Origin of the sequence: Campylobacter sp. 2014D-0259, assembly GCF_008000505.1 — a bacterium.
Taxonomy (GTDB): domain Bacteria; phylum Campylobacterota; class Campylobacteria; order Campylobacterales; family Campylobacteraceae; genus Campylobacter_D; species Campylobacter_D jejuni.
In genome coordinates this window covers 552,591-566,677 of record NZ_VOAQ01000024.1, presented here as the reverse complement: position 1 = coordinate 566,677, position 14,087 = coordinate 552,591, and the positions used below count along the sequence as shown (strand labels likewise).

13 protein-coding genes and 3 pseudogenes are annotated in these 14,087 nt (G+C 29.6%); 6 read left to right on the top strand and 10 right to left on the bottom strand.

Going from position 1 to position 14,087, the window contains the following annotated elements; all coding sequences use genetic code 11:
* Window positions 1-1,081 (bottom strand): cache domain-containing protein (locus tag SR63_RS07435; RefSeq protein WP_187106438.1); only part of this gene is annotated, 1,081 nt, incomplete at its 3' end.
* Between the two features lie 78 nt (window positions 1,082-1,159).
* Between SR63_RS07435 and SR63_RS07430 the strand changes: the two genes are divergently transcribed.
* Entirely contained in the window at window positions 1,160-1,591 is a 432-nt protein-coding gene (locus tag SR63_RS07430) for a MerR family transcriptional regulator (protein ID WP_002825971.1), read from the top strand.
* A 7-nt stretch (window positions 1,592-1,598) separates the two neighbouring features.
* On the opposite strand, the gene SR63_RS07425 is transcribed toward SR63_RS07430, so the two are convergent.
* Together SR63_RS07425 and SR63_RS08755 are read right to left on the bottom strand one after the other, a co-directional pair.
* Window positions 1,599-1,922, bottom strand: a complete 324-nt coding sequence (locus SR63_RS07425; protein WP_014517134.1) for an ArsR/SmtB family transcription factor — start codon at window positions 1,920-1,922, stop codon at window positions 1,599-1,601.
* 9 nt (window positions 1,923-1,931) lie between these two features.
* A pseudogene (locus SR63_RS08755) lies at window positions 1,932-2,036 on the bottom strand (permease); the annotation flags it as partial.
* Here SR63_RS08755 and SR63_RS07420 point away from each other — a divergent pair.
* The 4 genes and pseudogenes from SR63_RS07420 to SR63_RS07405 all read left to right on the top strand — a co-directional run.
* Window positions 2,026-2,121 (top strand): annotated as a pseudogene (locus SR63_RS07420) (NAD(P)-dependent oxidoreductase); the annotation flags it as partial. The pseudogenes SR63_RS08755 and SR63_RS07420 overlap by 11 nt on opposite strands.
* Before the next feature lie 175 nt (window positions 2,122-2,296).
* Window positions 2,297-3,472 carry an MFS transporter gene (locus tag SR63_RS07415; protein ID WP_002855517.1) on the top strand — a complete coding sequence of 392 codons (1,176 nt, stop codon included), beginning with the start codon at window positions 2,297-2,299 and terminating at the stop codon, window positions 3,470-3,472.
* A 57-nt stretch (window positions 3,473-3,529) separates the two neighbouring features.
* Complete coding sequence (locus SR63_RS07410; RefSeq protein WP_038402185.1) at window positions 3,530-3,949, top strand: cupin domain-containing protein; 420 nt, start codon at window positions 3,530-3,532, stop codon at window positions 3,947-3,949.
* Window positions 3,950-4,055: 106 nt separating this feature from the next.
* On the top strand, window positions 4,056-4,811 hold the full coding sequence (locus SR63_RS07405) for a carboxymuconolactone decarboxylase family protein (RefSeq protein ID WP_014517132.1): 756 nt from the start codon (window positions 4,056-4,058) through the stop codon (window positions 4,809-4,811).
* Window positions 4,812-4,888: 77 nt separating this feature from the next.
* Here the strand turns inward: SR63_RS07405 and SR63_RS07400 are convergent, their stop codons facing one another.
* The 5 genes from SR63_RS07400 to hsdR all read right to left on the bottom strand — a co-directional run bounded on the left by SR63_RS07400 (window position 4,889) and on the right by hsdR (window position 12,075).
* A complete protein-coding gene (locus tag SR63_RS07400; protein ID WP_014517131.1) occupies window positions 4,889-6,379 on the bottom strand; it encodes a class I SAM-dependent DNA methyltransferase in 1,491 nt (496 codons plus the stop codon).
* 144 nt (window positions 6,380-6,523) lie between these two features.
* Window positions 6,524-7,735, bottom strand: a complete 1,212-nt coding sequence (locus tag SR63_RS07395; protein ID WP_002858909.1) for a restriction endonuclease subunit S — start codon at window positions 7,733-7,735, stop codon at window positions 6,524-6,526.
* Window positions 7,732-8,364: an RloB family protein gene (locus SR63_RS07390; protein ID WP_002867091.1), complete on the bottom strand. Its 633-nt coding sequence runs from the start codon at window positions 8,362-8,364 to the stop codon at window positions 7,732-7,734. The genes SR63_RS07395 and SR63_RS07390 overlap by 4 nt, the downstream gene beginning before the upstream one ends.
* A complete protein-coding gene (locus tag SR63_RS07385) occupies window positions 8,354-9,676 on the bottom strand; it encodes an AAA family ATPase (protein WP_002867090.1) in 1,323 nt (440 codons plus the stop codon). The genes SR63_RS07390 and SR63_RS07385 overlap by 11 nt, the downstream gene beginning before the upstream one ends.
* 89 nt (window positions 9,677-9,765) lie before the next feature.
* Window positions 9,766-12,075, bottom strand: coding sequence for an EcoAI/FtnUII family type I restriction enzme subunit R (gene hsdR, locus SR63_RS07380; protein ID WP_002867089.1), 2,310 nt, complete (start codon window positions 12,073-12,075; stop codon window positions 9,766-9,768).
* Window positions 12,076-12,205: 130 nt separating this feature from the next.
* On the opposite strand from hsdR, the gene SR63_RS07375 reads away from it, so the two are divergent.
* Entirely contained in the window at window positions 12,206-13,282 is a 1,077-nt protein-coding gene (locus tag SR63_RS07375) for an NAD(P)-dependent alcohol dehydrogenase (protein WP_002867088.1), read from the top strand.
* Between the two features lies 1 nt (window position 13,283).
* Here SR63_RS07375 and SR63_RS07370 read toward each other — a convergent pair whose 3' ends face one another.
* Both SR63_RS07370 and rrpA read right to left on the bottom strand, forming a co-directional pair.
* The gene (locus SR63_RS07370) at window positions 13,284-13,733 is read right to left on the bottom strand and encodes a lipocalin family protein (RefSeq protein ID WP_002867087.1); all 450 of its coding nucleotides are present in this window, start codon (window positions 13,731-13,733) and stop codon (window positions 13,284-13,286) included.
* A pseudogene (rrpA, locus tag SR63_RS07365) lies at window positions 13,721-14,067 on the bottom strand (MarR family transcription factor RrpA). The gene SR63_RS07370 and the pseudogene rrpA overlap by 13 nt, the downstream one beginning before the upstream one ends.
* Window positions 14,068-14,087: the final 20 nt, after the last annotated feature.

The window sequence follows — 14,087 nt, the reverse complement described above, 5'->3', positions numbered from 1 at the left end:
CATTGATAGCATTTGAGATTTGTCCAAATTCATCATTGCTTTTTACTTCTATAGTAGAAACATTTTTTGTTTTATGGTTGATAAAATCAAAGAATGAAGTTAAACCTGTTTGGATAGCTGCAAGTGGAGAGAGGTATTTTGATACGATGAAATAAAGGAGGATTACGCTAAATACTACTACAATAATGACAACAATGGCTTGAATAAATGCAGCTTTATGAATAGGTTTATTTATAATATCAGCGCTTTCGGTAATACAAGCTGTATAAGCAAAGACTTTAGTACAAGTTCCAAGTCTTTCTTTGCCGTCTAATCCATAAGTAAAAAAGTTATAGTCTCCATGTGTTTTATATGCATTTAGAACAGGAGAATGATCAATGGATGGATTTAATAATTCTTTATTGGTTGCTGCAAATATTTTATTTTTTTGATCAAATAAAAAAGTATTTCCAGGAGTTTTTGCAACTAAATTTTGCAAATCTTCTGATGGTATATCGACACCCAGTACTCCTATGATTTTGCCATCTTTATAAATAGCTTTAGAATACGTTATTACATATTGTTTTAAATTTGTATCTAAATATGCTGGTGTAACAAAAATATCATTTGTTTTTAAGGCTTCTTGATACCAATCTTTTGTCTTTATATCTAAATCATCACGTAATTCAGGCATTTTTGCATCATTAGATTTTTGACTAAGTAAAACTTTTCCATTGTTTAAACCTAAATAAACATTTAGTGCATTTATACTATGACGATAATATTTCAATATTGGACCAACATTGTTAATAATATTTTCTTCAGTGATTAAAGATTGATAAGGTAAGTTCGTGATATCTTTTTCTAAAGCTCTAGTAAAAGATTGATTTGTGGAACGGAAATCTTCAACGGTAGACTGTGTGACTTTAAGTAGATCAGTTTGATTTTTAAGAGCGCTTTCATGTAGTGAGGTTTTTGTAAAATAAAAACTTACAATACCTAGAACAATTAAGGCAAAAATTGCAATTAAATTTGCAATGAGGGAAAGTTTGATTTTAATACTATTCATTATTTTCCTTTTAATCTTTGTTATTTTTAGCATAAAACTAATAATTTGGCTATTATTTTATCACAAAAAAAATAAAATAAATTTTTATTTTTATCTTAAAAAGGAGAAAATATGGCTTATACTATAAAAAAAGTAGAAAAAGAAACAAAAATTAGTGCTCATACTTTAAGATTTTGGGCTAAAAAAGGTTTGTTTCCTTTTGTTCAAAAAGATGAAAATAGTGTGAAATATTTTTCAAAAAGCGATATAGAATGGGCAAAATGGATAGAATGGCTTAGAATTTCAGGTATGCCAATAGAACAAGTCAAACATTATATAAAACTTTGCTCTTTGGGTATAAAAACTGCCAAAGAGAGACAAGAGATGTTAAAGCAAACAAAGAAAAAATTACAAAACCAGATTAAAACATTAAAAGAAAGTGAAAAAGTTTTAAGCAAAAAGATAAAAATTTATGAAGAAATGCTTGCAAATGAAGTCGATGGGTTTAATCCAGAAAGCAAGGACTATCAACCTTGTGATAAATTGCATAAGTTTAAGGGTTGATTTTATATTAAGGGCAAATTTGGGTAATAATATTTTCATTTTTTTTAATAGCATTTTTAAGTTCTAAATTTTTGATATTTTCAAAAAGATCTAAATGCAGTTTTAAAAGCTCATTATTAATCCCATAATACGCCCAAGTTCCTTGACGCCTTACATACAAAAAACCTGCATCTTTTAAAATTTTTAAATGTCTTGAAAGTCTTGATTGACCCATGTTTAAAAGTTCTTGTAAATCACAAACACAAAGTTCTTTGTATCTTAAAAGATGATACAAAATCAAAATCCTACTTTCATTATTGATTGCTGAAATAATGGTTAAAAATTTTTGCATTTTATTTCCTTAAATTAAATTAATAAAAATTCCAAAAGATATAGCCACGCCTAAAATAATCATAACCAATAAAAATAAAAATTTTATTTTAAACATTTGTTTGAGTAAAATAAGCTATAGTGATTATGCTAGTGCTATGATAGACATAGTGCTTAATTCTTGCGATAAAAATACACGCATTGGAGTAATAAGCCTATAAATAAAAGATATCTTATGCTTTTAAGGCATCTTTTATTTCTTTTAAATGCTTATTTTGAAGTTTTAGATTTTTCTAAAGATTTTATTTAATATAGATAAATATTTTTATTTTAGGTTATTGACTTAGACCTACTCTCATCTTTTATACTTTTAAAAATATTAATTGAAAGGATAAAATGAAAAATTTAAATAAAGCTTCAAATGCTCAAATTATTCTAGTATTTTGTTTAGGGGTATTTGGGATTTTGAGCACAGAACTAGGGATGATGGGTATAATTCCTATTGTTTCTCAAAATTTCAGTGTAAGTATTTCAGATGCGGGTTGGTGTGTGAGTATTTTTGCACTCGTGATAACTTTTTGCGCCCCTATTGTCCCGCTACTTTGTGCAAATTTCAATCCTAAAAAACTTATGCTTATTTGTTTAGCTGTGTTTATCTTAAGCTCGTTAACTTCTGCTTTTGTGGGTGAATTTTGGCAATTGCTTATTTTAAGAGCTATTCCTGCTTTTTTTCATCCTATTTATATAGCTCTTGCTCTAAGTATGGTTACAAATTTAGTCGAAGATAAGAAAGAAATTCCAAAAGCTACAGCTAAGATTTTTGCAGCAGTTAGTGCTGGAATGGTTTTGGGTGTACCTATGACTAGTTATTTTGGTGGAAATTTTAGTTTTAAAATGGCAATGTTATTTTTTGTATTTTTAAATACCTTATCTTTTATAGCAACTTTATTTTTTGTTCCTGATTTTAAAAAAGTAAATTCTGTAAAAATAAGCAAACAATTGCTTATTTTAAGATACCCGCTTTTATGGATTAGCATACTTTGTGTTATTTGTATAAATGCTGGAATTTGGGGTTTTTACTCTTATTTTTCTGATTTCTTACATAGTGTAGGAAAGATGAATTTTACTTTAATTAGTATTGTATTGGCTATTTATGGTTTTTCAAATATTATAGGCAATTATATAGCCGGAAAGACCCTTGTTAAAAACGCAAATTTTACTTTGATTTTAACACCTTTAATTATGATAGGATTTTATATTTTACTTTTTAGTTTTTATAGTGAAATTATACTTATAATATTTGCCTTTATATTAGGAATTTTAGCAGGTGTGATGAATAACGGCACGCATTTTATGATAAGTTATCCCTTTCCAAAGGCTGCTAATTTTAGCAATGGACTTTTTATAAGCGTGGCCAATATAGGATTAAGCACCGGAACTGCTATTTGTGGACTTGTGATTTCTTTGAGTGATACGCGTTATATTATCGTAAATACTATTGTTTTGTTGATTTTAGGAATTATCATGATTTTTGTAAGAAGTAGGATAGAAAAAATGAAATTAAGATTTTAAATTTTTACTTGACTTAGAGTAGCTCTCATGTTTTATAATACTAAAAAAGGAGGTAAAATGCAAGAATTAGAAAAAGCAGGAATTCATGGAAGTTTTAAAGGCGATAGTAAATTTTTTAGCAAAAATGTAAAAGTTTCTATGATGTTTAAATCAAATGAGTGGAGAAATTTTAGTGGGGCTTTGGTTGAATTTGAAGCCAGTGCTAGAAGTGCATGGCATACTCATCCTCAAGGACAAACCTTAATCGTAACAGAAGGCGAAATCATCACAAAAGTTCCAGGGCAAAAAGCCTTTATAGCTAAAAAAGGCGATGTGATAAGCTGTCCTATAGGAGTAAAGCATTTTCATGGTGCAACTAATACAAGTAGTGGAGTACACATAGCACTTACAGGCGAAAAAGAAGGTAAAAATGTAGAATGGCTTGAGCTTGTAAGCGATGAAGAATATGAAAATGCCTTAAAAGAAGCAAGAGAGTAAAGAAATTTGTAAATAAAACACAAAAATTTTATAAAAACTTTTATGTTTTTGGAGTATTTTAAATGCTCTTTTTTCACAAATTTTAAAAACCACAAAGGATAAAACCATGCAATTAAGACAAAAAGCAAGAGAAATTTTTGAAAAACTCTTAGGAGGAGCAAAAAAGGATCAACTTTTTGCAAGTGATAAGGAGTTTTTTACTAATCACATTAATTTTACTTTTGGCGAGAGTTTTGTAAAAGCAAATTTGGATACACAAAAATATTTTTTAATCACCCTTGCTTCTACTTTAGCAGTAGGTGGAAAAATAGAGTTTAAAGCTTTACTTCAAGGTGCAATCAAGAACGATATAAGTCCTATTGTCATTAAAGAAGTGATTTATCAAGCTACGCCTTATGTGGGTTTTGCTAGAGTATGTGATTTTTTAAGCCTTTGTAATAAAGTGTTTAAAAAACTAAATATCGCCTTAGTTTTAACTCCACAAGGTACTACTACGCAAGAAAATCGCAAAATAAAAGGCAGGGAAATACAAAATGCTATTTTTAGTGAAGCCAATATCACTAAAATGATAGAAACTACACCAGAAGATAAAGCTTTTATAAATGATTTTTTGAGTGCGAATTGTTTTGGAGACTACTATACACGCATGGGACTTGATCTAAAAACTAGAGAGCTTTTAACCCTTGTATATCTTATCTCACTTGGTGGGCTCGACAATCAAGTAAAAGCTCACATACAAGGCAATCTTAACATGGGGCAAAGTAGAAAAGATTTGCTAAATATCATTGCAGCTCTTATTCCATATATCGGTTATCCAAAAGCTTTAAATGCCCTAAATTTGTTTGATGATATTAAAAAGTAGAATACAAGCAATGAATATTTATTGTAAATTGAGCTTAGAAGTTATTTGTAAATTAGTTTTTATCAAAAAACTTGCAATTATTTTAGTATGCTTTTAAGTTCATTTAGATATTCTTGTTGTGTTTTTAGATTTTCTTCTAAAGAATTTAAAATCTCTTCGCTAGTTCTTAGGATTTTTTCTTCTTTTACATTTGGATTTTTAGCACTTAGATCATAGTTTCTTTCTTCAAGCTCTTTTTTGCTAACAAGCCAAGAATTAGCAGTGATTTTTCTTTCTTTGTAGTATTTTAGAAATTCGTTAAAATGTGCGTATTCTAAAGGCTTATTTTTAGTAAGTTTATAAGGCGGTATAAGTTCGTAGTAATACACCTTATCATCATTTGCTTTTAAAATACTATTTAAGCCTTTTGAGAAAAATAATACATTTGTTTTTACCGCACTATAAGGCAAAAATACTCCACTTGGCAAACTCAAAACGCATTCTAAATTAAAATCATCTAGTAAATCTTTTTTTACACTCACAAAGGCATTTGAATTTTGAAAAAGCACACCTTCAGGCACGATGATCGCACATCTTCCATTGTTTTTTAAAGATCTTAAAATGTGTTGTAAAAACAAAAGTTCAGTAGCGTTTGATTTTATAGGAAAATTTTCTTGAATTTGTTCTTTTTCTTTACCTCCAAAAGGTGGATTTGCAAGGATTACTTCGTATTTTTCTTGTTCTGTTATATCTGTGATTTTTTTACTTAAAGTGTTTGTTTTTATGATATTTGGACTTGAAATTTCATGAAGTATCATATTCATAACGCCCATTGCATAGCTAAGCGGAGTTTTTTCTTTACCAAAAAGAGCATCATTTTTTAAAAATTCAAGCTCTTCTACGCTTAAATTTGCTTTTTTGCCTTTGGTTCTGTCTTTATATAAAATATGTAAAAAACTCTCAACTAAAAATCCACAACTACCACAAGAAGGATCATAAATTCTTTCTTTTGGTTTAGGATCTATTACTTCCACCATAGCCTTTATCAAAGGACGAGGGGTGTAAAATTCTCCACTATTTCCACCATCGCTACCCATATCTTTTAGAAGTTTTTCATAAACTTCACCTAAGGCAAATACTTCATCTTCTTTATTAAAACTAATCTCATCAATGATATTTATCACTTCTCTTAAAGTATGTCCATTTGCTATGCGATTGTCTATAAATTCAAAAATTCCACCGATTTTATACTCTATACTTTTAAAATCATCATTATTTTTAAAATTTTTAAGATAAGGAAAAAGCTCTTTATTTACAAATTCAAGCAAATCCGATCCACTTAAAGCATTTTTTACATCAAGTTTGCCATCTTTTTTAGGTGCTGCCCAAACACTCCAGCTAAATTTTTCTTGCAAAATGCTTTTATAATCTTTGCCATCTAAAAACGCTAAATCTTTTAAATTTGTCTCATAATCATCTAAAAATTTTAAAAAAAGTATCCAGCCAATCTGCTCTGTATAGTGCATAGCACCACTTATGCCATCATCTCTTCTTAGAATATCTGTGATTTTATCGATTTTGTTTTGCATTTTCTCCCTTTAAAGCTTTTAAAATAGTTTTATCAAAGTCTAGTTTTATTTTTTATTTTTGTTTTTGAACTGCAATATGTTAAAAAAATCAAAAATTTTTAACATATCAAGCCAATGTGTTAAAATTTGGCAAATTTTTTAACATTATAATTCTCCCTTAAAAGCCTTATCAAGTAAGGATTGCTTAAGCTCTTCATAATCTTTTAGCTCTTTAGTGTAAAGCTCTTTTAAAGCCTTTGCCTTTTCAAACACAAAATCTAAATGCTCTGCGATTTGCTCTTGCTCTTGTAAAGGTGGTAGGGGGATTTGTAGGGATTTGCCATCTTTTGTTCCAAGTCTAGGCATTCTTGCACCATAGGTTAAACTTGAGATTCTATCGTGCAAAAAATTGGCAAATAAATAATAATAAATAAAATGATTTGTTATGGAATTACCCGTAGAAAATGGCATTATTTCAGAAGAGCAAGCCCCATTATCATCAGCTATAATCACTTTTTTAAGATATGGACGCAATGTTCCAAATAAAATATCACCCTTGTTAAATTTAATTTTATTGCTTTTACTTTGTCTATCCTGAAATAACACTTTTTGCAACAAAACACCGCTTTCTTTTTCTATATCTTCAAGTTCTAAAATCCAATCATTACCTTTTAATTGACTAGGTTTTACTTGTGATGTTTTTCCATAGTTGCTAGTATCCCCTAAGCTTTTCCATTCCCAAGATTGTGGGAGTTGATAATTTTCTTTAGTATTATCATTAAGTGGATTAAAAGCCTTTTGTAAAGCACTTTGCATAAGCTCATCAATATTTGCTAAATTTTCTTTTGCTTTTTTGATATTTTCATCAATCTTACTAAAAGCAAAATCCAAAATCCCCACTATCCTTTCTTGCTCTTTTATGTCTTTTGGATAAATAATTTCGAGTTTGGAAAATTCAGTCTTATTTAAAATAGCTAAAGTTGTTTGTGGTGCTTTTGAAAATAATATAGACTGAAATTTAGAAGATATGCAATAATAATAAATATACTCGGAAATTATATTTTTATGAGGAATAATTGCGTTTATTTGTTGGTTACAACTCCCAATAACTTTAGTTAGTGCTACTTTACCTAAAGAACCTATACAAACCACAAGAATTGTTTTAGGTGGAAGCTGTCTAGCTTTGCCAAAACCTAGTTTTGATAGATTATCTCCAGCATTTTCTAAAAAATATCCTTGCTCGAAATCACTCGGCTTAAAAAATGGATAATCTTTTCCATAAAAATCTAAATTACTTTTACTAGGTGTTGAACCCGTAACAATTTCACCTATCTCGCTAAGCGTTTTAACTTCCCAACCCTGCGGTAAATTTGTCATTGGTTTATTCTTGCGCTGTTTAATTCTTGAAATTTAAGTGCAAGTTTATCCATAAAAGTATATGAGCTTGTATAGTTATTTTTTTCTGCTTCTTTATTCGCTTTTTGAGCATTTGCAATAGCTGTACTAAGATTTTGCTTTATAATGCTTGTAAAATTATAATCCTTTTTATAATCTTTTATATGTTTTTTTAAATCGCTCTCAATTAATTCATTACAAGGACTATTTGTGCTAAATGATTTTGTAGTGTATGTAAAATGTAAAAGTATCCAAAATTCAAAACAAGGATTTGAGGTAATTGCTTCAAATTTGTATTTTTCACATTCTTGCCTTGCTTTGTCAAAATCTGAATGCGTATCTTTATCAAATACACAATAAACTTTATTATAGGAATAATCTTTATTTTTTTCTTTGGTAAACTCTACTATTTGTGAAGGGTTTGGTTTTTTACTTGAAATAATATTTATGCTTACATTGCTTAATCTAAAAAAATCTTTTAATTGATTTAAATAGTTTTTTTCCGTTTTTTCACCTTCGCATACTATAAGTATAATTTCATTTTTTTTTCTTTTTGCTTCTCTATCTCTTGTTTTTGTATTTCTTTTTTTGCGTAAATCATCAGTTCCCATTATCACTCCATGATGATAGTATTTCTTTAAAATAAGGCAAAGCCCCAAAACGCCCTAAAAGATAATCATTTTCCAAATTTGTTTTATCTCTTCTCTCTTCACTCTCTTCAAAATCACTCAAAGGATAAAGCTTGGTTGCTTTATTTTGTTTTTCGCAAAACCAAATTTGATCTCTTCTAAAGATATCTTGATTTAAAATGGAAGTATCATGAGTGGTAAAAATAAGCTGAGCATTTGATTTGTTTAAATCTTCATTATGAAAAAGATTTACTAAGAATTTTGTCATTAAAGGGTGTAAGTGAGTATTTAGCTCATCTATTATTAAAATGTTTCCTTTTTTTAAAGAATCAATCCAAATACCTGCTATATTAAAAAATTTTCTTGTGCCATCTGATTCATCGTTAAAATTTAAAAATTTTATTTGATTTTTTTGACTTAAGTGTATAAAAGATATATCTTCTAGTATTTTTACATTTTTTAAATTTTGAATATTTTTAACTTCTTGAATGATTTTTTCTTTGAGTTCTTGTGGAATATTTTGAAGATTTGATGGTAATGAGTTTTCATCAATATCGCTTGTTTTAATCTCTACACCTTCTATATCTAAATCAGCTATTTTAAAAAAACTATTGACTAATTCTTTGTCTTTTTTATATTCATTAATCGTGATACTTTTTCCATTACCCCAACCATTTGAATTTGCTATTTGGAGTTTAAGATTAAAAAAATCAAATACAGGTTTTAATTGCTCATTGTTTAATTGAATAGCCACAGATAAAAACAAGGCATTATCTCTAGTGCTATTTTCCCATAGTTGTTTATAAATTTCATCAGCTAAAAATTGATCCCCAAAAGAATAATTATATCTTCCTTCTTTTTTATTATAAATTCTTTCAAACCAATTTTGCTCGGTATTATTTTCATCAAAAGTTAAAAGCCATTCTTCTAAAATTTTTTCAGAATTTAAAATAAAGCCATATTGATACTTTGTGTCATTTTGTATAAAAATAATTTCAAATTTTGTAGGTTTATCATCTTCATCCCCTAGCAAGAAAGGTGTTATAGGTAACTTATCTCCCCTTTGCGTATTTGCGCTTGATATAACGATGGTTTTCATAGTTTGCAAAGCTTTTACAATATTCGATTTTCCAGAAGCATTTGCCCCATAAATCACACTACTTTTTAGCAAAGCTAATTTTTTATCGCCATTGGTATGAGAATCAAAAAAAGTATTATCCTTGCTTGCCATCATACTTAAAATTTGCTCATCTTGAATGGATAAAAAATTTTCTACTCTAAATTCTATAAGCATATTTTTTCCTACTTTTTTCTTAAAATATATAGATAATTATTTTTTAGAGATTATTTTAACTAAAAATCTCAAATTTATCTTTAAACATATCACCTCGCATAAATCTCCCTTTGTAAATCATCAAAACTTTGTTTTAGAATTTCTAAGCCACCAAATTCATCGGCCAATTCTCTTACATTGCCTAAAGAACTAAGCTCTATAAGCGGTTTTAAGCCATCATCAAAATCTTTTATGCCGTATTCTTGATATCTATTTAGTAAAAATTCTATAAATTTTATAGCCTTTTCTTTTTGAAAGCGTTTTAAAAACTCACCATTTTCTACTTGTAAAACACGCTCTTGCCTTGTTTTTATCTCGGCATTAAAGCTTAAATGCGCTAAAACATCGTATATATCACAATCTTTTTGAAAAATTTTTCTTAGATCTTTTAAAGCATCTTCATCTACTCCATCATTTGCAAGGGCTTTTAAAAATCTTTCTCTATTTTTTTGATCACTCCAAATTTCACGCAATTTTGCTTCATCATCATAATACTCACCAAGCTTTCCTATCAAAAATTCTAAAAATTCTTTAGTGCTAAGTGGCTTACCTTGTGCTCCTACATAGCTTGTAGTTATATCTAAAACCTTAAGCTTTGTGCCTTTTAAGTGTATAGTGACGCTCTTTTTTTCTTTGCTTTCTTCTTTTGTTTGTTTTATTTGCTCTTTAGTAATTTTTTCTTGTTTGTTTTGCTCTTTTAGTTCTTTTATTTTTTCACCATCCCATTTTGGATCATAAAAAAGCTTAGTAGCGCCAACAAAATCAAGTATGGTAAAAAAGTCTTTACCTTCATATACTCTAGTTCCACGTCCGATGATTTGCTTAAATTCCACCATAGAGCCTATATTTGCTAGTAAAACGATATTGCGGACATTCTTAGCATCCACGCCCGTTGTAAGCATTTTAGAACTTGTAAGTATGACAGGAAAGCTTTTATCATTGTCTTGAAACTGCTTTAGATAATCAAGCCCTATTTTACCTTCATCACTCGTAACTCTTACACAATAATCATCTCTTTTAACACTTTTATATTTATCTATGGCTCTTTTTACCTCGTTTGCATGAGCTTGATTTGCACAAAAAATTATAGTTTTATCCATGGGATTTATAAGCTCTAAAATTTTCTTAGCGATAAAGTCATTATAGTTTGGTAAAAAGATATTTCTTTCAAACTCACTTTGTTTATAAAAGCCTTTTTCAAGCTCACCTTGTATCAAATCATCAGGATTATAGGTATAACCATCACTCAAAGTTGTTTTTATGAGTTTGACTTTATAAGGGGTTAAAAATCCATCTTCAATACCACTTTTAAGACTATAATCATAAACACTCTCACCAAAATACTCATAAGTGTCTATATTTTCTTCTTTTTTTGGAGTAGCGGTTAAACCAAGCTGAGTTGCATAGGAAAAATACTCAAGCACAGCTCTCCAGCTTCCTTCTTCGTTTGCTCCACCTCTGTGGCACTCATCTATGATGATAAGATCAAAAAAATCTTTTGGGTATTGAAGATAAAATTTGCTCTCTTGTTCTTCTTGGGTGTTTTCTTGTTCTTTTGAATTTGCGGCTAAGCTTTGATAAATTCCAAAGAAAACATTTGCATTTGTTATGATTTTTCCATCATTTTTCTTTATTTCTTCAGCACTAATTGCCTTACAATCACTTTCTATAGGATTAAATTCTCCTAAGGCTTGATCTCTTAAGCTCACTCTATCACATAAAAATAGTATTTTAGGCTTTTGATCTTTGTTTTCTTTATTCCATCTTGCCTCTAACAAACGATAACACAAATTAAAAGCTATGGTTGTTTTTCCTGTGCCTGTAGCAAGAGTGAGTAAAATTCTATTTTTGTTATTTATAATAGCTTCTATGACTTTGTCTATGGCTATTTTTTGATAATACCTTAATTCTTTTTGCGGAATATACATAACATTTTGGGTTAAAAGCCTGTATTGCCATTCTTTGACATTGCCATAAATCCTATCAAAAAGCTCTTTAGGACTTGGGAATTTATCTATATATTTACCACTATGACTTCTTATATCGTATTCATAAATTTTTTCTCCATTGCTACTATATACAAAAGGCACATTTAAAATTTTTGCATATTCTATGCCTTGAGATAAACCATCTAAAGGATCTTTGCTAAATTTTTTAGCTTCTATTATAGCAAGGTTGTTTCCTTCATATCTAAGCAAATAATCTGCAAATTTTCTTTGTGCTCTTTTACCACCTAAAAGCTTTCTACCATCTGTAAAATAATAATTTCTTTTTATATTTTCTTCATTCCAAGAACTATCATAAAGCTTTGCATCTATAAATTTTACTCTAGTATCATCTTCTGAATACAAATTTTGCATTTTTACCCCAAAGTGAAATTAAATTTTATAATTATAGCATTTATACTAGTTTTTAAAAAAATTATTTTCACTCTTGACTTATAGCTACTCTAATGTTTTATAATTATAAAAAATCAAAAAAGGAGCGAAAATGCAATACAAAATTTTAGAAAACAATCGCATCGCAAGTAAAGGCTATGCAATGCTTAGTAAAGATGCGAAATTCACACCCTTTGAATTTAGCCGCCACGCTATTGGTGATAATGATATTTTGATTAAAATCCTATATGCAGGTATTTGTCATAGCGATATTCACACCGCAAGAAGCGAGTGGGGAGAAGCTACTTATCCTTGCGTACCTGGGCATGAGATAGCAGGAGAAGTTATCGCTGTGGGTAAAAATGTGAGCAAATTTAAAGTAGGAGATTACGCAGGGGTTGGTTGTATGGTAAATTCATGCGGTGAGTGCGATGCTTGCAAACGCTCACAAGAGCAGTTTTGCGAAAATGGCAAAACCATCTTTACTTACAATAGTTGCGATGTATTTCACGGCAATGAAAACACTTATGGGGGCTACTCAAACAACATAGTTGTAAGTGAAAAATTTGCCATTTGTGTGCCAAAAAATGCACCAATGCATAAGGTTGCGCCTTTGCTTTGTGCGGGCATTACCACTTACTCGCCTTTAAAATTTTCTAAGATAAAAGAAGGCTCAAGCGTTGCTATAGCAGGCTTTGGCGGACTTGGTATGATGGCTGTAAAATACGCTGTTAAAATGGGTGCAAAGGTTAGCGTTTTTGCTAGAAATGAAAACAAAAAAGCCGATGCTTTAGCTATGGGTGTAAGCTCATTTTACACAAGCACTGATAAAAACGCCGTAAAAGAACGCTTTGATTTAATCATCTCAACCATTCCAACGCCTTATAATCCTGCAATTTATTTGGATTTACTTAAATTTGGTGGCGAAATGGCTATAGTTGGCTTACCACCTGTGGAAGATAAGGTAAATATAGGCATAAACGAGCTTGTACATAAGGCAGGTAAAAAGGTTTATGGCTCGCTAATTGGCGGTATTGCTGAAACTCAAGAAATGCTTGATTTTTCTTTAAAACACGAAATTTATCCAGAAACCGAGCTTATCACACCACAAGAAATCGATAAAGCTTATGAAAATCTAACCTCAGGAAAGGCTAAATTTCGCTATGTTATTGATATGACAAAAGAATAATTTAATACTTATCAAAAATCACATCGCTAACGCTAAATCCCCTTTGCTTAGCGATGTCTAAAAGCTCTTTTATGCTTTTTTCATCAATTATATTTCTTGCTAAAATCCAAAGATATTTTTTATCAGGACTACCCACAATGGCAACTTTATACTCGCTATCAATAAAAATGATTTCATAATTCACCTTATTAAAAAGGTTCATAAAGATATTAAATCTCACTGCTAATTGCCTATTTGAAACGATTTTTGCCTTGCCTTTTATGCTTGAAATTTCATTTTCTTTACTGCAAAAATTCTCAATTTCTACATAAGGAACGCCATTTTTATATTTAAGCTCGTATTTTGCCTTTGAATTTAGGCAAGATTTTTGAAAAAAAGCAGGTTTTCTAGCCATTTCAAGCCATTCTCCCATATAATTTTGCAAAGAAAGTTCGCCAATTAATTCAAGCATTTTTTTCCTTTTTGTCTTTCTCGCCCCATTTGCACATAGCTTGTAAAATAGGAATTAAACTTTGTCCGCGTTTGGATAAGCTATATTCTACCTTGGGTGGAATTTGAGCGTATTCTTTTCTGATAATTAAACCATCATTTTCTAGTTCTCTTAAGGTATTGGTTAAAGTTTTAAAAGATATGGAGCTTAAAAAGCGTTTGAGTTCATTATAACGCACGATTTCATAGCGAAATAAGCAGTATAAAATACTCATTTTATATTTTCCATTAATTAATGCTAGAGTATAGTTAAATCCGCATTCTTCGAAATTGCACTGAGAATTCTCTTTAGTCATTTAACATTCCTTTAGTATAG